Source organism: Streptomyces sp. NPDC051041 (genome assembly GCF_044456065.1).
Classification (GTDB): Bacteria; Actinomycetota; Actinomycetes; order Streptomycetales; family Streptomycetaceae; genus Streptomyces; species Streptomyces glaucus.
The window spans coordinates 50,673-70,119 of record NZ_JBITFM010000017.1; the positions used below are offsets into that span (position 1 = coordinate 50,673).

The following is a 19,447-nucleotide window of genomic DNA, read 5'->3' on the forward strand; positions in this document are numbered from 1 at the left end:
GTCAACCGGAGGGCCGATCCGCGCCGGTCGCGCGTACTCCGCAAGGTGGAGTTCCGTTCCTTGCGTGCGTTTAGCCTGGGCCGGTGACAGCAGCGACGACGGGCCGGTGGCGGGGTTGGCGGGCGGCGGCGCAGGCCGCGCTGTACGGGCCGGGCGGCTTCTACCGCAGGCCGGAGGGGCCGGCCGGGCACTTCCGCACGTCCGTGCACGCCTCGCCGCTGTTCGCCGGGGCCGTGGCGCGGCTGCTGTGCCGGGTGGACGCGGCGCTGGGGCGGCCCGCGCGGCTCGACTTCGTCGACATGGCGGCCGGGCGGGGCGAGCTGGTCGCCGGGGTCCTGGCCGCGCTGCCGGCCGAGGTGGCCGCCCGCACGCGCGGGTACGCCGTCGAGGTCGCCGGCCGGCCCGACGGCCTCGACGAGCGGATCGCGTGGCTGCCCGAACCGCCGCGGAGCGTCACGGGGCTGCTGTTCGCCAACGAGTGGCTGGACAACGTGCCCGTGGACGTCGTGGAGGTGGACGCCGCGGGCGTACCGCGGCGGGTGCTGGTCGACACGGACGGGGCCGAGCGGCTCGGGGAGCCGGTCGCCGGGGACCAGGCCGCGTGGCTGGCGCGGTGGTGGCCGCTGCCGGCGGAGGAGGGGCTGCGGGCCGAGATCGGGCTGCCCCGGGACGCCGCGTGGGCGTCCGCGGTGGCCGCGCTCGACCGCGGCCTCGCCGTCGCCGTCGACTACGCGCACACGCGGGACGCCCGGCCGCCCTTCGGGACGCTCACCGGATACCGCGAGGGGCGGGAGACGCGGCCCGTGCCGGACGGGTCGTGCGACATCACCGCGCACGTCGCCCTGGACGCGTGCGCGCTGCCCGGCGCACGCCTCCTGTCCCAGCGCGAGGCCCTGCGCGCCCTCGGCGTAACCGGCGCACGCCCCCCGCTGGCCCTCGCCACCACCGATCCCCCGGCCTATGTGCGCGCCCTCGCGCGCGCCGGCGAGGCGGCCGAGCTGACGGCGCCGGGCGGGCTGGGCGACTTCGGCTGGCTGGTGCAGCCGGTCGGGATCCCCGGCCCGCCGGCCCCCGGCGCCGGCGGTACCGGGGCCGTCGGCGCCCTACTTGTCGATGTCGCCGACGACGAAGAACAGTGATCCCAGGATCGCCACCATGTCCGCCACCAGCGTCCCCGGCAGCAGCTCGGTGAGCGCCTGGATGTTGTTGTACGAGGCCGAGCGCAGCTTCAGCCGGTACGGCGTCTTCTCGCCCTTGCTGACCAGGTAGTAGCCGTTGATCCCGAGCGGGTTCTCGGTCCACGCGTACGTGTGCCCCTCCGGCGCCTTCAGCACCTTGGGCAGCCGCTGGTTGATCGGCCCGGGCGGCAGCTCGGCGAGCCGGTCCAGGCAGGCGTCGGCGAGGTCGAGGGCGTTGTGCGTCTGTTCCAGCAGGCACTCGAAGCGGGCGAGGCAGTCGCCCTCCTGCCGGGTGACCACCTTCAGGACGTCCTGCAGCTCCCCGTACGCGAGGTACGGCTCGTCGCGGCGCAGGTCGAAGTCGACGCCCGAGGCGCGCGCGATCGGCCCGCTCACGCCGTACGCGTGCACGGTCTCCGACGCGAGGACGCCCACCCCGCGCGTGCGCCCCCGGAAGATCTCGTTGCCGAGCACCAGGTCGTCGAAGTCGCCCAGGCGCGAGCGCACGGCGGCGACGGCGCCCCGCGCGCGTGCGGCCCAGCCGGCCGGCAGGTCCTCCTTGAGGCCGCCGACGCGGTTGAACATGTAGTGGATCCGGCCGCCGGAGACCTCCTCCATGACGTTCTGGAGCGTCTCGCGCTCCCGGAACGCGTAGAAGACCGGGGTGATGCCGCCGAGCTCCAGCGGATACGAGCCGAGGAACATCAGGTGGTTGAGCACCCGGTTCAGCTCCGCGAGCAGCGTCCGCGTCCACACCGCCCGCTCGGGGACCTCCATGCCGAGCATGCGCTCCACGGCGAGGACGACGCCCAGCTCGTTGGAGAACGCCGACAGCCAGTCGTGGCGGTTGGCGAGCACGATGATCTGGCGGTAGTCGCGCGCCTCGAACAGCTTCTCCGCGCCGCGGTGCATGTAGCCGATCACCGGCTCGGCGCGCGTGATGCGCTCGCCGTCCAGGACCAGCCTCAGCCGCAGCACACCGTGCGTCGACGGATGCTGCGGCCCGATGTTGAGCACCATGTCGGTGCTCTCCGCGGCGCCGCCGATCCCGACCATGGTCTCCGTCGTAGGCGTCATGCACCCAGTCTCCCCTACGTACGCTGGCCCCATGGAGACGGGGAGCCCGGACGACACGGACAGGGCGGGGACCGCGGGACCCGCGGGCACGGCGGAACCGGTGTGGACCGGGCTGCCGCCGGGACTGCTGCGGATGCGGCGGCTGCTGCTGGTGGTGTGGCTGGGGCTGCTCGCCCTCGGCCTGGGACTGCTGCTCGGACTGCTCGCCGGTCCCGCGTGGGCGGCCTTCGCGCTGCTGCCGGCGGTGGCGGCGGTGTGGGGCTGGGTGCTGCTGGAGCGCAACTGGCGGTCCTGGCGGTACGCCGAGCGCGCCGACGACCTGCTGATCAGCCGGGGCGTGCTGTGGCGCGAGCAGACGGTCGTGCCGTACGGGCGGATGCAGCTGGTCGAGGTCACCTCGGGCCCGGTCGAACGGTACTTCGGGCTGGCCAGCGTGCAGCTGCACACCGCCGCCGCGGCGACCGACGCGACCATCCCCGGCCTCGACCCGGCCGAGGCGGAACGGCTGCGCGACCGGCTCGCCGAACTGGGCGAGGCCCGATCGGCGGGACTGTGACGGCGCCCCGGGCACCCGAGGCCCGCGACGGCGCGACCGAGCGGCGGCTGCACCCGGTCACGCCGCTGCGGCGGGCGTGGGCGCCGGTCGCCGTCCTCATCGGATGGGCGGTGCACGACCCCGACCAGGCGCAGCGCCAGCTGACCCGGCTGACCCCGGCCACGCTGCTGGCCGGCCTTGCCGTACTCGTCCCGGCCGCCGCCCTCTACGGCTTTCTGACCTGGTGGTTCACCCATTTCGCGGTGACCGAGACGGAGCTGCGCATACGGACCGGCCTGGTGTTCCGGCGCACCGCGCACATCCGCCTGGAACGGATCCAGGCCATCGACGTCACCCAGCCGCTGCTGGCCCGGGTCGCGGGCGTCGCCAAGCTCAGACTCGACGTCATAGGCACCGACAAGAAGGACGAGCTGGCCTTCCTGGGCGCCGGCGAGGCCCGTGCGCTGCGCGCCGAGCTCCTGGCGCGGGCGGCCGGTTTCGCGTCCGGGACCGCGCGCGAGGTCGGCGAGGCGCCGTCGACGCGGCTGCTGCGCGTGCCGCCCCGCGTGCTCGCCGTCTCGCTGCTGCTGACCGGCGCCACCTGGGGCACGCTGGTCGCCGCGCTCGTCGTCCCGGCGCTGCTGTGGTCGGCCATCCACAGCCCGTGGACGGTCCTGGCGACCGCCGTGCCGCTGCTGGGCGCGGCGGGGGCGAGCAGCGCGGGACGGTTCGTCACCGAGTACGACTGGACCGTGGGCGAGTCCCCGGACGGGCTGCGCATCGACCGGGGGCTGCTGGACCGGGCCCACGAGACGGTGCCGCCGGGGCGGGTGCAGACCGTGCGGATCGTGGAGCCGCTGCTGTGGCGGTGGTGGCGGACCCCCGGCCCGGGCGAGGCCGGCGGCGGGGGCGGCTGGGTGCGGGTGGAGCTGGACGTGGCCGGGTCGTCGAACTCCGTGCTGGTGCCGGTCGCGCCGCGCGAGGTCGCCGAGGCCGTCATAGCGCGCGTGCTGCCCGGCGTGACCGTACCGCCGCGCTCGTCGCTGTCCCGGCCGCCGCGGCGCGCCCGGTGGTGCGCGCCGGTGTGGTGGCGCGGGCACGGCGTCGCCGTCACCGACGCGGTGTTCGCGGTCCGCCACGGCCTGCTGCGGCGCCGCCTGGCGCTGGTCCCGCACGCCAAGGTGCAGAGCGTGCGGATGACGCAGGGACCGTGGCAGCGGTTCCGGGGACTCGCCGACGTGCGCGTGGACACCGGGGCCGGCAAGACCGTGACGGCCCGGCTGCGGGACGCCGGGGAGGCCGCGGAGCTGCTGCGGGGACAGGCGGAGAGGTCCCGCACGGGGCGCCGGGACGCGCGCCCGGACCGGTGGATGGCGTGAGGGGCGGGTGGCACGGCGGCCGGGCCGCGCCACCCGCCCCTCGGCGTCCGGCGGGAGCGGGACGTCCGGCCCGGCGGGAGCGGGACGTCCGGTGGTCCCAGGGCGTCCGGTGGCCGCAAGGCGTCCGGCGCGCGGGCCGGGGCAGCCGGCCCGCGTCAGGAAGCCGCGCTGCGCAGCCCCTGGACGTCGATCGGCTCCGTCTCGTCGTGCGCCGTCAGGTCGATGACCTGGCCCGCGCGCGGTGACTCGTCGTCCGCCGGCTTGAACCGGGCCTCCGCCTCGGCCTTGTGGAGGGTGAGGGCCTCCTGGCCGACCACGTCCGCGAGGTCCTCGTTGTGGACGGTGTCCAGGGCGGGCCGGGGCGCCGGCTTCTTCTGGTTCTTCGTGCCGAAGAAGTCGAACCCGCCCTCGGCCGCCGGCCGCCGCGCGGGAGCGGGCGGCACGACGGCCGCCGCGGTCGGCACGGTGAAGTGCCCGGCCGGCCGCCGCGCGGGCCGGTCCGCGGGGTCGGCGGCCGCGGACCGGTGCCCGCCGGCCGCCGGGAGCCGCCCCTGCGCCTCGTCCTCCCGCACCGGTCCGGTCCCGGTGCCGCCACCGGGCTGTCCGGGCACCGCCCGCGCGGCGCCCTCCCCGGCGGCCCCGCCGCCGTTGAGCCGGGACAGCGCCGCGCCGGCCAGCAGGAACAGCCGGGCGCCCTCCGGCGAGAACACCGAGGGCGTCTTCGGCCGCTGTTCGGCGGCCCCGGTGGCGCCCTTCGCCCGCCGCTCCGGCGCCGCCTCCAGCTCCCGCGCCGGAGCGGCGGACCCGGTCTCCAGCAGCCGGCGCCCCTCCAGGGCGCTCGCCCGCTCGGTCTCCGCCGTGGCGTACCGCCGCAGCAGCGCCGCGTGCTCGTTGCGCAGGCCCTGCAGCTCCGCGCGCTTGGCCCGCAGCCGCTGCTCCAGCTTGGCGCGCAGCTCGCGCGCCTCCTCCAGGTCCGCCTCCAGTTCGGCGACCCGCTCTTCATGGCGCCACTCGTCGCTCGCCCGCGCGCGCGTCAGCTCGGCTACGCGTTTGCCGGCCTGCGTGTCCCAGCGGCGCATGACGACCGCGCCGCCGACCGCGGTCGCCGCGGCGGCGGCGGCCAGCGACCGGAGCGCCGTCGGCTCCGAGAACACCCAGGGGCCGAAAGCACAGACGAGGGAGACGCCTGCGATCGCCGACGGAGGCAACAGCCTGTGCAAGGGCGGGGAATGGCGGTGACGTCCACGTGGCATGGCCAGAAACTTACCGCGCGTAGGCGAATCCTGGCGCCCCGCCTCGTAAAAACACAGCCATCTCTGAAGTGTTCACACTGCATCAGAAACAACCCGGGTCCGAAATAAACAAGATCATTTTCACTGGCCGCGGATCCGCCCGTTCATCCGCCGCGGCACCGCCGGAATCCCCCGCCGCCGGGTGCCGAAGTGATGACCACCGCTTTCCGCGACGAGCGGGGAGATCCGCACCCACCTCACGGCCTTCACGCGCTTTACCGACTTCGGCGCGTCCCGGCCGCCGGACCCCCGCCTTTGCCGCCGGCGACGCACCGGGGCGTGTCCGGAACCGGCCGGTGCCGAAAGCACCGCGGCGGCCGGCGCGATTCCCCGTCCCCGCCGCCGCGGACAGGGCCGCCGGCGACGGGCCGGCCCGCGGACGGACCCGCGGTGGACGCCCCGGAACGGCGCGGGGCGGCCGCCCGGAACCGCACCGGCCCAGGACGCCCGGCCCCGGCCCCGGCCCCTCCGCCCGGCCCCTTCGAGGAGGCCGCCCCGCCCCGAGGCCCCGGTCCGGGCGCACCCCGCGTACCGGTACGCACCCCGCGTACCGGTACCGGCCCGCACGGCCCCCCGGCCGCCCCTGGGCCTACGCTGAACACATGAGCAATCAGACCGGCCGCCGCCACGTGGCGGGCCTTCCCGCATGGGACCGCTGCGCGGTCATGGGGGTCGTGAACGTGACCCCCGACTCCTTCTCCGACGGCGGCCGCTGGTTCGACACGACGGCCGCCGTCAAGCACGGCCTCGCCCTGGTCGACGAGGGCGCCGACCTGGTCGACGTCGGCGGCGAGTCCACCCGCCCCGGCGCCACCCGCGTCGACGAGGCCGAGGAACTCCGGCGCGTCGTCCCCGTCGTCCGCGGTCTCGCCGCCGAGGGCGTCACGATCTCCGTCGACACCATGCGCGCCTCCGTCGCCGAACAGGCGCTCGCGGCCGGCGCCGCCCTCGTCAACGACGTCAGCGGCGGCCTCGCCGACCCCCGGATGATCCCGGTCGTCGCGGACGCCGGCGCCCCCTTCGTCGTCATGCACTGGCGCGGCTTCCTCCAGGGCGGCAACGTCAGGGGCGTCTACTCCGACGTCGTCACCGAGGTCGTCGACGAGCTGCGGGCACGCGTGGAGGCCGTCGTGGCGGGCGGCGTCGCCGCCGACCGCGTCGTCGTCGACCCCGGCCTCGGCTTCTCCAAGGACGCCCGGCACGACCTCGAACTCCTCGCCCACCTCGACCGCCTGCTCGGCCTCGGCCGTCCGCTGCTCGTCGCCGCCTCCCGCAAGCGGTTCCTCGGCCGCGTCCTCGCCGGGCCGGAGGCCGCCCCGCCGCCCGCCCGGGAACGGGACGCGGCCACCGCCGCCGTGTCCGCGCTCGCGGCGCACGCCGGCGCGTGGGCGGTCCGCGTGCACGAGGTCCGCGCGACGGCCGACGCCGTACGGGTCGCGCGCGCCGTCGCGGAGGCACGCGCCGCGAGCGCGGGCGACGGAGCAGAAGGAGCCCGGTGAGCGCTCCCCACACCGACGTCGAGCAGGTCGAGGCCGCCAACACCGCCTTCTACGAGGCGGTGGAGCGCGGCGACTTCGAGGAGCTGTCCGCGCTCTGGCTCGCCCCGTCCGACCTGGGCGTCGACGAGACGTACCACGACCCGGCGGACACCGGCGTGATCTCCTGCGTGCACCCCGGCTGGCCCGTCCTCACCGGCCGCGGCGAGGTCCTGAGGTCGTACGCGCTGATCATGGCGAACACCGACTACATCCAGTTCTTCCTCACCGACGTGCACGTCTCCGTCACCGGTGACACCGCCCTCGTGACCTGTACCGAGAACATCCTCAGCGGCGGTCCCGCCCCCGAGGGCGACGAGGAACTCGGCCCCCTCGTGGGCCAGCTCGTGGTCGCCACCAACGTGTTCCGGCGCACGCCCTCCGGCTGGAAACTCTGGGCGCACCACGCCTCGCCCGTTCTGGCCGAAACCGACGAGGAGGAGGACGACGGCTCCTCCGCATAAGTGGGTAGTCGGCCCGGAGGAAAGGAAAAGCGAGGGCCCGCGGGGCCGGGAGGCGGCGGAGGGGAGAAGTGGTGGGAATCACCCGGCGCGGGGCCGGGCCGCCCACCGGCCCGTGATCCCCCGGGTTCCCCGGGGAGAACACGCGGTGAATCCTCCCCGTCCCGGCCCGGTGCCGCGCCCCCGTGACCCGGAACCGTCCGGACCCGCGGGTAGATTCGACGTGACCGGCGTACCGCCCGCACCGGGCGCACCGGCCGGAACCGACGACAGCAGGAGTGATGCGCGTGGATCGTGTCGCGCTGCGCGGCCTGAAGGCCCGCGGGCACCACGGTGTGTTCCCCAAGGAGCGCGAGGAGGGCCAGACCTTCGTCGTGGACCTCGTCCTCGGCCTGGACACCCGGCCGGCCGCGGCCGACGACGACCTGGCGAAGACCGTGCACTACGGCATCGTGGCCGAGGAGGTCGTGGCCGTCGTCGAGGGCGAGCCCGTCAACCTGATCGAGACGCTCGCCGAACGCATCGCCCAGGTCTGCCTCAAGCACGAGGGGGTCCGGGAGGTCGAGGTCTGCGTCCACAAGCCGGACGCGCCGATCACCGTCCCCTTCGACGATGTGACCGTCACCATCACCCGGAGCCGAGCATGACCGCGTTCTCCGCCGGGGGCCCCAGCGACCCGACCGTACAGCCGGTACCCGCCTCCGTCACCGAGAAGGTCGACGCCGCCGACACCACCCTGCACAACCCGCGACCGGCGGTGATCTCCCTCGGCTCCAACCTCGGCAACCGTCTGGAGACCCTCCAGGGCGCCGTCGACGCCCTGGAGGACACCCCCGGCGTGCGCGTCAAGGCGGTCTCCCCCGTGTACGAGACGGAGCCGTGGGGCGTGGAGCCCGGGAGCCAGCCGTCGTACTTCAACGCCGTGGTGCTGCTGAAGACCACCCTGCCCCCCTCCTCGCTCCTGGAGCGCGCCCACGCCGTCGAGGAGGCCTTCCGCCGGGTCCGGGACGAACGCTGGGGCCCGCGCACCCTCGACATCGACATCGTCGCCTACGCCGACGTCGTCTCCGACGACCCGCGGCTCACCCTGCCCCACCCGCGCGCCCACGAACGCGCCTTCGTCCTCGCCCCATGGCACGACCTGGAGCCCGGCGCCCTGCTGCCCGGCCGCGGCGCGGTCGCCGACCTGCTCGACGCGGTCACCCGCGAGGGCGTCACGCCACGCGGCGACCTGGAACTCCGGCTCCCCGAGTAGTCGTTAAGGTCGAGACGACCGCAGCCCGGGCATCCGGGCATCCAGGGATCCGAAGGGACACCGTGAGAGAGCTGCGCATCAGGGTGCTGGCCGGAGTCTTCGTCGTCGCCGGGATCCTGTCCTGGGCGGGCGCCCGCCTGTGGAACTCGATCGGGACCCTCCCGAGCGTCCCCCTGGCCGCCCCCGTCGTGCTGGCGCTGATCGCCGTGGTCCTGCTGGCGACGGCGCTCTCGCTGCGCGCCCGCCTCAGGGCCCAGCGCGAGCGCCGGCCCGGCGCCAAGGGCGTCGATCCTCTGATGGCCGCCCGCGCGGTCGTCTTCGGCCAGGCCAGCGCCCTGGTCGCCGCCCTGGTCGCCGGCATGTACGGCGGCACGGGCGTCTTCCTCCTGGAGTCCCTCGACATCCCGGCCCGCCGCGACCAGGCGATCTACGCCGGCTTCTCGGTCCTGGCCGGCATCGCGGTCATAGCGGCCGCCCTCTTCCTGGAACGCGTCTGCAGGCTCCCGGAGGACGACGAGCACAACGGGGCGGGAGCGGCGCCGGCGGCCTGACGGCCGCCGTCCCCCGGGCGCGGCGACCGCCGCCCGGGGAAGGGGACGAGGACCGCGGCGGACACCGCCGGCCGCCGGGTCAGCGCGCCAGTATCAGGCTCATCGCCTCGGCGCGGGTCGTGGCGTCGCGGAGCTGGCCGCGCACGGCCGACGTCGTGGTCTTGGCGCCCGGCTTGCGGATCCCGCGCACCGACATGCACATGTGCTCGGCCTCGATGACCACGATCACGCCCCGGGCCTCCAGGATCCGCATCAGGGAGTCGGCTATCTGCGTGGTGAGCCGTTCCTGCACCTGCAGCCGGCGGGCGAACACCTCGACCAGCCGCGCCAGCTTCGACAGCCCCGTGATCTTGCCGGTCTCCGCCGGGATGTACCCGACGTGGGCCACACCGTGGAACGGCAGCATGTGGTGCTCGCACAGGCTCACGATCTCGATGTCCTTGACCAGGACCATCTCGTCGTGGCCGAGGTCGAACGTCGTGGTCAGGACCTCCTCGGGCGTCTGCCCGAGCCCGGCCAGGAGTTCCCGATAGGCCCGTGCCACCCGCGCCGGCGTCTCCCGCAGGCCCTCGCGGTCGGGGTCCTCGCCGACCGCGATCAGCAGTTCGCGTACGGCGTTCTCGGCGCGCTTCTCGTCGAACTCGCCGATCGGCGCCTCGGCGTCCAGCGTCACGGGGTCGGTCATGTGCGGTGCCTCGTTCCTGTGTGTCTGACGTGCGGGCATACGGAGATGCCGCGTCCCCCAGGCTAGAACCTGGGGGACGCGGCATCCATTCCGGTCCCGGCGGGGCCGGCGGGAGAGCCCCGGTCAGCTCTCCGGGCGGTTCTCCGGGGCTCGCTCCGGCGCCGGGGAGGTCTCCGCCGTGGTGCTCTTGGCGGTGGTGATCGCCGGCGTCGCGCCGTTGGCGCCGTTCGTCAGGGCCAGCTCCTTCGGGGAGAGCACCGGCGGACGGGTGGACGGCGTGCGGCGCGAGGAGCCGGTCCAGGCGGGCCGCGGCGGACGCTTGACGATCGGGGCGAAGATCTCGGCGATCTCCTCCTTGCCCAGGGTCTCCTTCTCCAGGAGGGCCAGGACGAGGTTGTCCAGGACGTCGCGGTTCTCGACCAGGATCTCCCAGGCCTCGTTGTGCGCGGTCTCGATGAGCTTCTTGACCTCTTCGTCGACGAGCGCCGCGACCTCTTCCGAGTAGTCGCGCTGGTGGGCCATCTCACGTCCGAGGAACGGCTCGGTGTTGTCGCCGCCGAACTTGATCGCGCCGAGCCGCTCGGTCATGCCGTACTGCGTGACCATCGCGCGGGCCAGGTTGGTGGCCTTCTCGATGTCGTTGGCGGCGCCCGTGGTCGGGTCGTGGAAGACGAGCTCCTCGGCCGCGCGGCCGCCCAGCATGTAGGCGAGCTGGTCCAGCATCTCGTTGCGCGTGGTCGAGTACTTGTCCTCGTCCGGCAGGACCATCGTGTAGCCGAGGGCGCGGCCGCGGGACAGGATCGTGATCTTGTGGACGGGGTCGGAGTTCGGCGAGGCCGCCGCGACCAGGGCGTGGCCGCCCTCGTGGTACGCGGTGATCTTCTTCTCCTTGTCCGACATGATCCGGGTCCGCTTCTGCGGGCCCGCGACGACGCGGTCGATCGCCTCGTCCAGCATCTTGTTGTCGATCAGCTTCTGGTCGCTGCGGGCCGTCAGCAGGGCGGCCTCGTTCAGGACGTTGGCGAGATCGGCACCGGTCATGCCGGGCGTACGGCGGGCGACGGCGGACAGGTCGACGTCGGGGGCGACCGGCTTGCCCTTCTGGTGGACCTTGAGGATCTCCAGCCGGCCCTGCATGTCGGGACGGTCGACGGCGATCTGACGGTCGAAGCGGCCGGGGCGCAGCAGGGCCGGGTCGAGGATGTCGGGCCGGTTGGTGGCGGCGATGAGGATCACGCCGCCCTTGACGTCGAAGCCGTCCATCTCGACGAGCAGCTGGTTCAGGGTCTGCTCGCGCTCGTCGTGACCACCGCCGAGGCCGGCGCCGCGGTGGCGGCCGACGGCGTCGATCTCGTCGACGAAGACGATCGCCGGGGCGTTGGCCTTGGCCTGCTCGAACAGGTCGCGGACCCGGGAGGCGCCGACACCGACGAACATCTCGACGAAGTCGGAACCGGAGATCGAGTAGAAGGGGACGCCGGCCTCGCCCGCGACGGCACGCGCGAGCAGGGTCTTGCCGGTGCCGGGCGGCCCGTACAGCAGGACACCCTTGGGGATCTTGGCGCCGACGGCCTGGAACTTGGCCGGCTCCTGGAGGAACTCCTTGATCTCCTGGAGCTCCTCGACGGCCTCGTCCGCGCCCGCGACGTCGGAGAACGTCGTCTTCGGGGTGTCCTTGGTGATGAGCTTCGCCTTGGACTTGCCGAAGTTCATGACGCGGGAGCCGCCGCCCTGCATCTGGTTCATCAGGAACAGGAAGACGACCACGATCAGGACGAAGGGCAGCAGGGAGAGCAGAATGCCGACGAACGGGTTCTGCTTGGACGGCGAGACGGTGTAGCCGTCCGGGATCTGCTTGTCCTGGTACTTGTTCTGCAGGGTGTTGGCGATGTCCACGCCCTGGTCGCCGATGTAGCTCGCCTGGATCTTCGAGCTGCCCTCGACCTTCTCACCGTCCTTGAGCTGGACCTTGATGGTCTGCTCGTCGCCGGTGGTCAGCTTGGCCGACTCGACCCTGTTCTGGTTGATCGCCTGGACGACCTGGCCCGTGTCCACCGTCTTGTAGCCGCCGGACGAGCCGACGACCTGCATCAACACGACCACGGCAAGGACGGCCAGCACGATCCACATGACCGGCCCACGGAAGTATCGCTTCACGTCCATCCATACGGAGCGGTGCCGCCCCGTCCCTCCTGCCATAGTGAGTTTGATAAAGGCTGTTCTTCGGACGGTACCCCAGCATTGTCACCTGAAGCCGCACAGGACGGCTGGCGATCCCGTCTACGCATGCTCCAACGGCGCAGAGCCCGCCGGGGTTCCCGATCTCCGTCGCGGAGCCTCCTCGCGGGGCTCAGCCGCCGTAGACGTGGGGCGCGAGCGTACCGACGAACGGCAGGTTGCGGTACTTCTCGGCGTAGTCGAGGCCGTAGCCGACGACGAACTCGTTGGGGATGTCGAACCCGACCCATTCCACGTCGATGGCGACCTTGGCGGCCTCGGGCTTGCGCAGCAGCGTGCACACCTTGAGGGAGGCGGGCTCGCGCGAGCCGAGGTTGGAGATCAGCCAGGACAGGGTCAGGCCGGAGTCGATGATGTCCTCGACGATGAGGACGTGCTTGCCCTTGATGTCGGTGTCGAGGTCCTTGAGGATCCGCACCACACCGGAGGACTGGGTGCCCGCCCCGTACGAGGATACGGCCATCCAGTCCATGGTGACGGGGGTGGACAGCGCCCGGGCGAGGTCGGCCATGACCATCACCGCGCCCTTGAGGACGCCGACCAGCAGCAGGTCCTCGCCCTCGTACTCCGCGTCGATCTTCGCGGCCAGCTCGGCCAGCTTGGCGTCGATCTCTTCCTTGGTGATGAGCACCTGCTGGAGGTCGGCACCCATGTCTTTCGCGTCCACCCGCATCACTTTCGGTCGTCCCGCATGTCGTGGCCCGTGTGCCTGGGGGCGTCCGCGCCGCTGCCGGCGGTGCCGGGCCCGGCGGCCCGCGCGCGTCCCGGTCGGCGGCGGCGTGTCCCTTCGGCTCACTCGCGGCCGGTCCGGCCGCCGCGGCGGCCCGCTCGCGCGGGCCGGTGGGAGCGTCCGGAGTCAGCCTTGCCGAATCACCAGTCTGCCACCCTGCCGCCGGGCGACGACTCTGCCCGGGAGGTTGATGGCCCCCTGGCCTCGCCAGGCGGTGATCAGCCGGTCGACTTCCTCGATGTGCCGGGCGAAGAGCGAGCCGGCCGGGGCGCCGGCCTCGATGGCGGCGCGGCGCAGGACGCGGCGGCGCACGGCGGGCGGGAGGGCGCGGAGCTTGGCGCACTCCAGGAGACCGGCGTCGTCGCGGACGGTCTCCTCGGCCTGGCGGGCCCAGGTGTCGAGGGCGTCGGCGTCGTCGCGGGAGAGCTGGGCCGTACGGGCGAGGGCCTCGACGACGCCCTTGCCGAGGGCCTTCTCCAGGGCGGGCAGGCCCTCGTGGCGCAGGCGGGAGCGGGTGTACGCCGGGTCGCTGTTGTGGGGGTCGTCCCAGACGGGGAGGGACTGGGCCATGCAGGCCCTGCGGGCGGTCTGCCGGTCGAGCTGGAGGAAGGGGCGGCGGTACCGGCCGCCGGCCCCCGAGACCGCGGCCATGCCGGACAGGGAGCGGATGCCGGAGCCGCGGGCGAGGCCCAGCAGGACGGTCTCGGCCTGGTCGTCGCGGGTGTGGCCGAGCAGGACGGCGGTGGCGCCGTGGCGCACGGCCGCGGCGTCGAGCGCGGCGTAGCGGGCGTCGCGGGCGGCGGCCTCGGGGCCGCCGGAGCGGCCGACGGTCACCCGGACGGACTCGGCGGGGTCGAGGCCGAGGTCGCGCAGGCGCTGGACGACCTCCTCGGCGCGCGCGCCGGAGCCGGTCTGCAGCTGGTGGTCGACGGTGACACCGCCGGCGCGGATGCCGAGCCTGGGGGCCTCGAAGGCGAGGGCGGAGGCGAGCGCCATGGAGTCGGCCCCGCCGGAGCAGGCGACGAGCACGAGCGGGGAGGGGGGGCGCTCGTGCGGGGTCGGGGGGGTCTGGTCGGTGAGGATGTCGTGGAGGACGCGGCGGACCGCCAGGCGTATCGCCGCGACCGCGGGATGGGGACCCATGTCCGGTTCCCTTCATGAAGTTTTCAGGGATGTGAACCCGAGGTTGGTCACTCAGAGTGTGTAAATGGTGACAGAAACGGGCCGTTCCCCGAGCATTGCACGCCTACCCATGCCTCACGGTCCCTCGGACGGGTGATTGAGGGGGCGTTCGCCTGCCGACGACCGGATTCGCTTCACGACCTCTTCACGGCGTGCCCGTCTCGGGCCTGCGGTGCACCCGCGTGACCCAGTCCGCCGGTTTGGCGATCTCCGCCTTGGTGGGGAGGGTGTTGGGGGAGGTCCACACGCGGTTGAAGCCGTCCATCCCGACCTCGTCGACGACCGCGCGGACGAAGCGCTCGCCGTCGCGGTACTGCCGGAGCTTGGCATCCAGGCCGAGCAGCTTGCGCAGGGCCAGGTCCAGCCGGGAGGCGCCCTTGGCGCGGCGCTGCTGGAACTTCTCGCGGATCTCCGCGACGGACGGCACGACGTCCGGGCCGACCCCGTCCATGACGTAGTCGGCGTGGCCCTCCAGGAGGGACATCACGGCGGTGAGGCGGCCGAGGATCTCCCGCTGGGCGGGCGTCTGCACCAGTTCGACCAGGGACCGCCCGCCGTCGCCCTCCTCGCCCTCGGGCCGGCCGCCGACGAGGGCCTGGGCCGCGTCCCGGAGGCGTTCCAGGACGGTCATGGGGTCGACGTCGGTCTCCGCCAGGAACGACTGGATCTCGCTCTGCAGGTGGTCGCGCAGCCAGGGCACGGCCGTGAACTGCGTGCGGTGGGTCTCCTCGTGCAGGCACACCCAGAGGCGGAAGTCGTGCGGTTCGACGTCGAGTTCGCGCTCGACGTGGACGACGTTGGGGGCGACGAGCAGCAGCCGGCCGCCGCCGTTCTCGCCGGCCGGCAGTTCCCGGGTGGCCGGGGCGAAGGTCTCGTACTGGCCGAGGACGCGGGCGGAGAGGAAGGACAGCAGCACGCCGAGCTCGACGCCGGTGACCTTGCCGCCGACGGCTCCGAGGACCGCGCCGCCGGGGGTGCCGCCGCGCCGCTGCTGCATCTTGTCGAGCAGCGGTTTGAGGATCTCCCGGAACCCGGCGACGTTGGCCCGGACCCAGCCCGGCCGGTCGACGACGAGGACCGGGGTGTCGTCGGCCTCGTCGGCGCCCAGCCGGGTGAAGCCCCGGACGTGCTCCTCGGAGGCTTTCGCGTGCCGGCGCAGCTCCGCGACGACGGCCCGGGCCTCGTCGCGGCTCACCTCGGGCCCCGGCCGCACCAGCCGGGTCGCGGTCGCGACCGCGAGATTCCAGTCGACCATCTCGGGACCACCGATGCTCGTCATGTGTCAACCGTACGTGAGCCCCGCCACTCGGGGCAGGCCGTGCGGGCGGCGGGCGTCAGCGGCAGCCGCACGCCGCCAGGGCCGTCGCCGTCCGGTCCAGCGCGGACTGGGCCGCCGCCGGGTCGGTCGTGTCCGACGCCAGGAAGGCGAAGGCCAGCAGCCGCCCGTCCTGGTCGACCACCGTGCCCGCCAGGGCGTTCACGCCCGTCAGCGTGCCCGTCTTCGCCCGGACGAGGCCGGCGGCGCCGTCGGTGTAGCGGCTGGCGAGGGTGCCGGTGAAGCCGGCGACGGGCAGGCCGGTGAGGACCGGGCGGAGGCCGGGGCGGGCCGGGTCGCCGGCCGCGGCCAGCAGGTGGGTGAGGAGGCCGGCGGTGATCCGGTCGGCGCGGTTGAGGCCGCTGCCGTCGTGGAAGGCGGAGCCCGCCAGGGGGGCGCCGAGCTTCCTCAGCTGGGCGGCGACGGCGGTCGCGACGCCGTCGGAGTCGGCGCGCTCGCCCGCCGCCAGGGCCGTCTGGCGGGCGAGCGCCTCGGCGATGTCGTTGTCGCTGTGGGTCAGCATCCGCTCGACCAGGGCGGCCAGCGGCGGTGAGGAGACGGCGGCCAGGGGCCGGGCGCGGTCCGTGGCCTTGGAGGGGCCCGGGGCGGTCGTCCTGATGCCGTGGTCCGCCAGGAAGCCGGCGAAGGCGCGGGTGGCGTCCGCCGCCGGGTCGCTCAGGCGTGGGGCCGGGCCGCTGGTGGAGTCGTCGGTGCGGGCCTCGTCGGCCATCAGGGGGGTGAGGGGGGCGAGGTTGTCGTTGACCCCGATCGGGTGTTTCTGGGAGCCGGGGTAGAGGGTGGTGTCGTACGACAGGGTCGCCTCGCGCACGCCGCGCTTCTTCAGGGCCGCGGCGGTCCGGTCGGCCAGGGTGCGCAGGCTCGCGAGGCCGTCGGCGTCCTCGCGGGCGGTGAGGGTGGGGTCGCCGCCGCCGACCAGGACGAGTTCCCCGGTGTCGGGCTCGAGGACGGTGCGGGTGGTGAGGCGGTGGCCGGGGCCCAGCGCGGAGAGGGCGGCGACGGCGGTGGCGATCTTCGTGGTGGAGGCGGGGACCAGGGCCCGGCCGGCGTCGCGGCCGTACAGGCGTCGGCCGGTGGCGACGTCCACGACGGACGCGGCGCGGCGGGTGCCGAGCGCCGGATCGGCCAGGAGGGGGTCCAGGACGTCCGCGAGGGCCTTCTCGTCCGGTGCCGTCCGCACGGTGCCGACGGCGCCGCCCAGGCCGGCCAGGACGGCGCCCGCGCTGGGGGCGGGCCGCGGCGCGCCGGCGGTGCCCGGACCGTGATCTGCGCCACCCGTGCGCTCCAGGGCCGCGGCCCGGTCCGCCTCGGCCGTACGCTGGCCCGAGGAGTCCCAGGGGCCGGCGACGGCCACCAGGCCGGCGGCGAGCGCCAGCCCGGCGGTGGCGGCGCCCGCGGTGTAACGCCAGGTCCTCGGCCCGGTGATCCACGCAGGACGCGGTGCCATGGCCCGCGCCGACCGCGCGACCCGCGGCCGGGCGGCCGCCACGGCCCGCGCGACGCGCGGCCGTACGACCCCCACGGCCCGCGACAGCCCCGGTCGTACGGCGTCCGCGATCCGCGCCACATGCGGTCCCGCGGCCCGCCAAGGCCTCAGCTCCGGCACGACCACCAGCCCCTTTCGCGATCACACACCTGCGTGAGGGACACTTAATCACCAGAACTATGTGCTGATCATGGAGGAGCCACCGGTGGAGTTCGACGTCACGATCGAGATCCCGAAGGGTTCGCGCAACAAGTACGAGGTGGACCACGAGACCGGTCGTATCCGCCTGGACCGCCGTCTCTTCACCTCGACCGCCTACCCGACCGACTACGGCTTCGTCGAGAACACCCTCGGCGAGGACGGTGACCCGCTGGACGCGCTGGTCATCCTCGACGAGCCGACGTTCCCGGGCTGCCTGATCCGCTGCCGCGCGATCGGCATGTTCCGCATGACGGACGAGGCCGGTGGCGACGACAAGCTGCTGTGCGTGCCGGCCACGGACCCGCGCGTGGAGCACCTGCGGGACATCCACCACGTGTCCGAGTTCGACCGCCTGGAGATCCAGCACTTCTTCGAGGTGTACAAGGACCTGGAGCCCGGCAAGTCGGTCGAGGGCGCCAACTGGGTGGGCCGCGTCGACGCCGAGGCCGAGATCGAGCGGTCCTACAAGCGCTTCAAGGAGCAGGGCGGCCACTGAGGTCTCGGCAGTACCCGCGGGCCGCACGCGTGCGCGTGCGGCCCGTTCGTTTCGTCTGCGCGCATACGGAGACCTACGGACGGTGTCGTACAGAGAGCACTACGCAGTGACGGACGTGGAGGACCGCAAGCCGCAGCCGGACGAGGCGAGGAGCGCCTTCCCGCCGATGCCGCCCGCCGGGGCGGCGGGGCAGGCGCCGGCCGACTCCGAGTCGTCGACCACGTCCGAGTTCGCGATCCCGCGGGGCCTGGCCGCCCCCCGGATCGGCACGGAGTCCGAGACGACGTCGGAGTTCGCCCTGCCGAAGGGGCTCGACGCCCCGCAGCCGCCGCAGGCGGAGCCGGAGGGGTCGGCGTTCAGCCCGCCGAGCACGTACGGCGTCCGGCAGGCCCCGCCCGCCTTCACCCCGCCGAACGGCACACCGGCGGTCAGCCTGACCAAGGACGTGCCCTGGCAGGACCGGATGCGCACGATGCTGCGCATGCCGGTGGCCGAGCGGCCCGCGCCGGAGCCGGTGCAGCGCGCGGAGGAGGGCGGCCCGGCCGTCCCGCGCGTGCTCGACCTGACGCTGCGCATCGGCGAGCTGCTGCTCGCGGGCGGCGAGGGCGCGGAGGACGTGGAGGCGGCGATGTTCGCCGTCTGCCGCTCCTACGGGCTGGACCGCTGCGAGCCGACCGTCACCTTCACGCTGCTGTCGATCTCCTACCAGCCGTCGCTGGTCGACGACCCGGTGACGGCGTCGCGGACCGTGCGCCGCCGGGGCACCGACTACACGCGCCTGGCGGCCGTGTTCCGGCTGGTGGACGACCTCAGCGACCCGGAGACGCAGATCTCCCTGGAGGAGGCCTACCGGCGGCTGGCGGAGATCCGCCGCAACCGGCACCCGTACCCCACCTGGGTGCTGACCTCGGCGAGCGGGCTGCTCGCGGGCGCGGCCTCCGTGCTGGTCGGCGGTGACCTGGTGGTGTTCGTCGCGGCGGCGCTCGGCGCGATGCTCGGCGACCGGCTGGCGTGGCTGTGCGCGGGGCGCGGGCTGCCGGAGTTCTACCAGTTCACGGTGGCCGCGATGCCGCCGGCCGGGCTCGGGGTCGCGCTGACGCTGGCGCACGTGGACGTGAAGGCGTCCGCGGTCATCACCGGCGGGCTGTTCGCGCTGCTGCCGGGGCGGGCCCTGGTGGCGGGCGTGCAGGACGGTCTGACCGGTTTCTACATCACCGCCTCCGCACGGCTGCTGGAGGTCCTGTACTTCTTCGTGGGCATCGTCACCGGCGTGCTGGTGGTGCTGTACTTCGGCGTGCAGCTGGGCGCCAAGCTCAACCCCGACGTGGCCCTCGGCGTCTCCGAGCGGCCGCTGTGGCAGATCGGCGCGTCGATGCTGCTGTCGCTGACCTTCGCGGTGCTGCTCCAGCAGGAGCGCTCGACCGTGCTGTGGGTGACCCTCAACGGCGGTGTCGCGTGGGTGGTGTACGGCGCCCTGCACTACGCCGGCGGCCTCTCGGCGGTGGCCTCCACGGCGGTGGCGGCGGGCCTGGTCGGGCTGTTCGGGCAGTTGCTGTCCCGGTACCGGTTCGCGTCCGCGCTGCCGTACACCACCGCGGCGATCGGGCCGCTGCTGCCCGGTTCGGCCACCTACTTCGGGCTGCTGGCGATCGCCCGGAGCGATGTCGACGCCGGGCTGGTGTCGCTGACGAAGGCCGTGGCGCTCGCCATGGCCATCGCCATCGGGGTGAACCTCGGGTCGGAGATCTCGCGGCTGTTCCTGCGGATCGGCTCCGCGGAGAAGCGCCGGGCCGCCAAGCGGACGCGAGGGTTCTGACCCCGGGCGCGGCGGCC

At 74.1% G+C, this 19,447-nt stretch carries 18 protein-coding genes; 10 read left to right on the plus strand and 8 right to left on the minus strand.

Going from position 1 to position 19,447, the window contains the following annotated elements:
• Positions 1 to 83: 83 nt before the first annotated feature.
• Positions 84 to 1,139 (plus strand): SAM-dependent methyltransferase, encoded by a 1,056-nt coding sequence (locus ACIBAI_RS23175; RefSeq protein WP_399037001.1) that lies wholly within the window; start codon positions 84 to 86, stop codon positions 1,137 to 1,139.
• Here the strand turns inward: ACIBAI_RS23175 and ACIBAI_RS23180 are convergent.
• Positions 1,104 to 2,255, minus strand: coding sequence for an NADH-quinone oxidoreductase subunit D (locus ACIBAI_RS23180; RefSeq protein WP_399037002.1), 1,152 nt, complete (start codon positions 2,253 to 2,255; stop codon positions 1,104 to 1,106). The two genes, ACIBAI_RS23175 and ACIBAI_RS23180, sit on opposite strands and share 36 nt — an antisense overlap.
• 31 nt (positions 2,256 to 2,286) lie before the next feature.
• On the opposite strand from ACIBAI_RS23180, the gene ACIBAI_RS23185 reads away from it, so the two are divergent.
• Together ACIBAI_RS23185 and ACIBAI_RS23190 are read left to right on the plus strand one after the other, a co-directional pair.
• Positions 2,287 to 2,811 (plus strand): PH domain-containing protein, encoded by a 525-nt coding sequence (locus ACIBAI_RS23185; RefSeq protein WP_399037003.1) that lies wholly within the window; start codon positions 2,287 to 2,289, stop codon positions 2,809 to 2,811.
• Positions 2,808 to 4,169 (plus strand): PH domain-containing protein, encoded by a 1,362-nt coding sequence (locus ACIBAI_RS23190; RefSeq protein ID WP_399037005.1) that lies wholly within the window; start codon positions 2,808 to 2,810, stop codon positions 4,167 to 4,169. The genes ACIBAI_RS23185 and ACIBAI_RS23190 overlap by 4 nt, the downstream gene beginning before the upstream one ends.
• A gap of 155 nt (positions 4,170 to 4,324) precedes the next feature.
• Here the strand turns inward: ACIBAI_RS23190 and ACIBAI_RS23195 are convergent, their stop codons facing one another.
• Positions 4,325 to 5,422, minus strand: coding sequence for a hypothetical protein (locus ACIBAI_RS23195; RefSeq protein WP_399037009.1), 1,098 nt, complete (start codon positions 5,420 to 5,422; stop codon positions 4,325 to 4,327).
• 641 nt (positions 5,423 to 6,063) lie between these two features.
• Here ACIBAI_RS23195 and folP point away from each other — a divergent pair.
• From folP to ACIBAI_RS23220, 5 genes are all read left to right on the plus strand, one after another.
• A complete protein-coding gene (gene folP / locus ACIBAI_RS23200; RefSeq protein ID WP_399037011.1) occupies positions 6,064 to 6,960 on the plus strand; it encodes a dihydropteroate synthase in 897 nt (298 codons plus the stop codon).
• Complete coding sequence (locus ACIBAI_RS23205) at positions 6,957 to 7,460, plus strand: nuclear transport factor 2 family protein (protein WP_399037013.1); 504 nt, start codon at positions 6,957 to 6,959, stop codon at positions 7,458 to 7,460. Before folP ends, ACIBAI_RS23205 begins: the two co-directional genes overlap by 4 nt.
• 284 nt (positions 7,461 to 7,744) lie before the next feature.
• Positions 7,745 to 8,104, plus strand: coding sequence for a dihydroneopterin aldolase (gene folB / locus ACIBAI_RS23210; RefSeq protein ID WP_344609145.1), 360 nt, complete (start codon positions 7,745 to 7,747; stop codon positions 8,102 to 8,104).
• Positions 8,101 to 8,712 (plus strand): 2-amino-4-hydroxy-6-hydroxymethyldihydropteridine diphosphokinase, encoded by a 612-nt coding sequence (folK, locus tag ACIBAI_RS23215; RefSeq protein WP_399037015.1) that lies wholly within the window; start codon positions 8,101 to 8,103, stop codon positions 8,710 to 8,712. The genes folB and folK overlap by 4 nt, the downstream gene beginning before the upstream one ends.
• Positions 8,713 to 8,774: 62 nt before the next feature.
• Positions 8,775 to 9,263: a DUF3180 domain-containing protein gene (locus ACIBAI_RS23220; RefSeq protein WP_399037017.1), complete on the plus strand. Its 489-nt coding sequence runs from the start codon at positions 8,775 to 8,777 to the stop codon at positions 9,261 to 9,263.
• Between the two features lie 79 nt (positions 9,264 to 9,342).
• Here the strand turns inward: ACIBAI_RS23220 and folE are convergent, their stop codons facing one another.
• From folE to dacB, 6 genes are all read right to left on the minus strand, one after another.
• Positions 9,343 to 9,948, minus strand: coding sequence for a GTP cyclohydrolase I FolE (gene folE / locus ACIBAI_RS23225; protein WP_344609151.1), 606 nt, complete (start codon positions 9,946 to 9,948; stop codon positions 9,343 to 9,345).
• A 123-nt stretch (positions 9,949 to 10,071) separates the two neighbouring features.
• On the minus strand, positions 10,072 to 12,111 hold the full coding sequence (gene ftsH, locus ACIBAI_RS23230) for an ATP-dependent zinc metalloprotease FtsH (protein ID WP_399037019.1): 2,040 nt from the start codon (positions 12,109 to 12,111) through the stop codon (positions 10,072 to 10,074).
• A gap of 187 nt (positions 12,112 to 12,298) precedes the next feature.
• Positions 12,299 to 12,859 carry a hypoxanthine phosphoribosyltransferase gene (hpt, locus tag ACIBAI_RS23235; protein ID WP_399037020.1) on the minus strand — a complete coding sequence of 187 codons (561 nt, stop codon included), beginning with the start codon at positions 12,857 to 12,859 and terminating at the stop codon, positions 12,299 to 12,301.
• 183 nt (positions 12,860 to 13,042) lie between these two features.
• The gene (gene tilS, locus ACIBAI_RS23240; protein ID WP_399037022.1) at positions 13,043 to 14,059 is read right to left on the minus strand and encodes a tRNA lysidine(34) synthetase TilS; all 1,017 of its coding nucleotides are present in this window, start codon (positions 14,057 to 14,059) and stop codon (positions 13,043 to 13,045) included.
• A gap of 184 nt (positions 14,060 to 14,243) precedes the next feature.
• Positions 14,244 to 15,377: a zinc-dependent metalloprotease gene (locus ACIBAI_RS23245; protein WP_399037024.1), complete on the minus strand. Its 1,134-nt coding sequence runs from the start codon at positions 15,375 to 15,377 to the stop codon at positions 14,244 to 14,246.
• 55 nt (positions 15,378 to 15,432) lie between these two features.
• Positions 15,433 to 17,043, minus strand: coding sequence for a D-alanyl-D-alanine carboxypeptidase/D-alanyl-D-alanine-endopeptidase (gene dacB, locus ACIBAI_RS23250; RefSeq protein ID WP_399037026.1), 1,611 nt, complete (start codon positions 17,041 to 17,043; stop codon positions 15,433 to 15,435).
• Between the two features lie 79 nt (positions 17,044 to 17,122).
• On the opposite strand from dacB, the gene ACIBAI_RS23255 reads away from it, so the two are divergent.
• Both ACIBAI_RS23255 and ACIBAI_RS23260 read left to right on the plus strand, forming a co-directional pair.
• Complete coding sequence (locus tag ACIBAI_RS23255; RefSeq protein WP_247461842.1) at positions 17,123 to 17,614, plus strand: inorganic diphosphatase; 492 nt, start codon at positions 17,123 to 17,125, stop codon at positions 17,612 to 17,614.
• Positions 17,615 to 17,720: 106 nt separating this feature from the next.
• Entirely contained in the window at positions 17,721 to 19,430 is a 1,710-nt protein-coding gene (locus tag ACIBAI_RS23260; RefSeq protein WP_399037125.1) for a threonine/serine exporter ThrE family protein, read from the plus strand.
• The last annotated feature ends 17 nt before the right edge of the window (positions 19,431 to 19,447 follow it).

Coding starts and splice junctions, on each gene's coding strand:
- ACIBAI_RS23180 (WP_399037002.1), bottom strand. CDS start 2,255: ATGACGCCTACGACGGAGACCATGGTCGGGATCGGCGGCGCCGCGGAG.
- tilS (WP_399037022.1), bottom strand. CDS start 14,059: ATGGGTCCCCATCCCGCGGTCGCGGCGATACGCCTGGCGGTCCGCCGC.
- ACIBAI_RS23195 (WP_399037009.1), bottom strand. CDS start 5,422: ATGCCACGTGGACGTCACCGCCATTCCCCGCCCTTGCACAGGCTGTTG.
- ftsH (WP_399037019.1), bottom strand. CDS start 12,111: ATGGACGTGAAGCGATACTTCCGTGGGCCGGTCATGTGGATCGTGCTG.
- folP (WP_399037011.1), top strand. CDS start 6,064: ATGAGCAATCAGACCGGCCGCCGCCACGTGGCGGGCCTTCCCGCATGG.
- folE (WP_344609151.1), bottom strand. CDS start 9,948: ATGACCGACCCCGTGACGCTGGACGCCGAGGCGCCGATCGGCGAGTTC.
- hpt (WP_399037020.1), bottom strand. CDS start 12,859: ATGCGGGTGGACGCGAAAGACATGGGTGCCGACCTCCAGCAGGTGCTC.
- ACIBAI_RS23185 (WP_399037003.1), top strand. CDS start 2,287: ATGGAGACGGGGAGCCCGGACGACACGGACAGGGCGGGGACCGCGGGA.
- folK (WP_399037015.1), top strand. CDS start 8,101: ATGACCGCGTTCTCCGCCGGGGGCCCCAGCGACCCGACCGTACAGCCG.
- ACIBAI_RS23245 (WP_399037024.1), bottom strand. CDS start 15,377: ATGACGAGCATCGGTGGTCCCGAGATGGTCGACTGGAATCTCGCGGTC.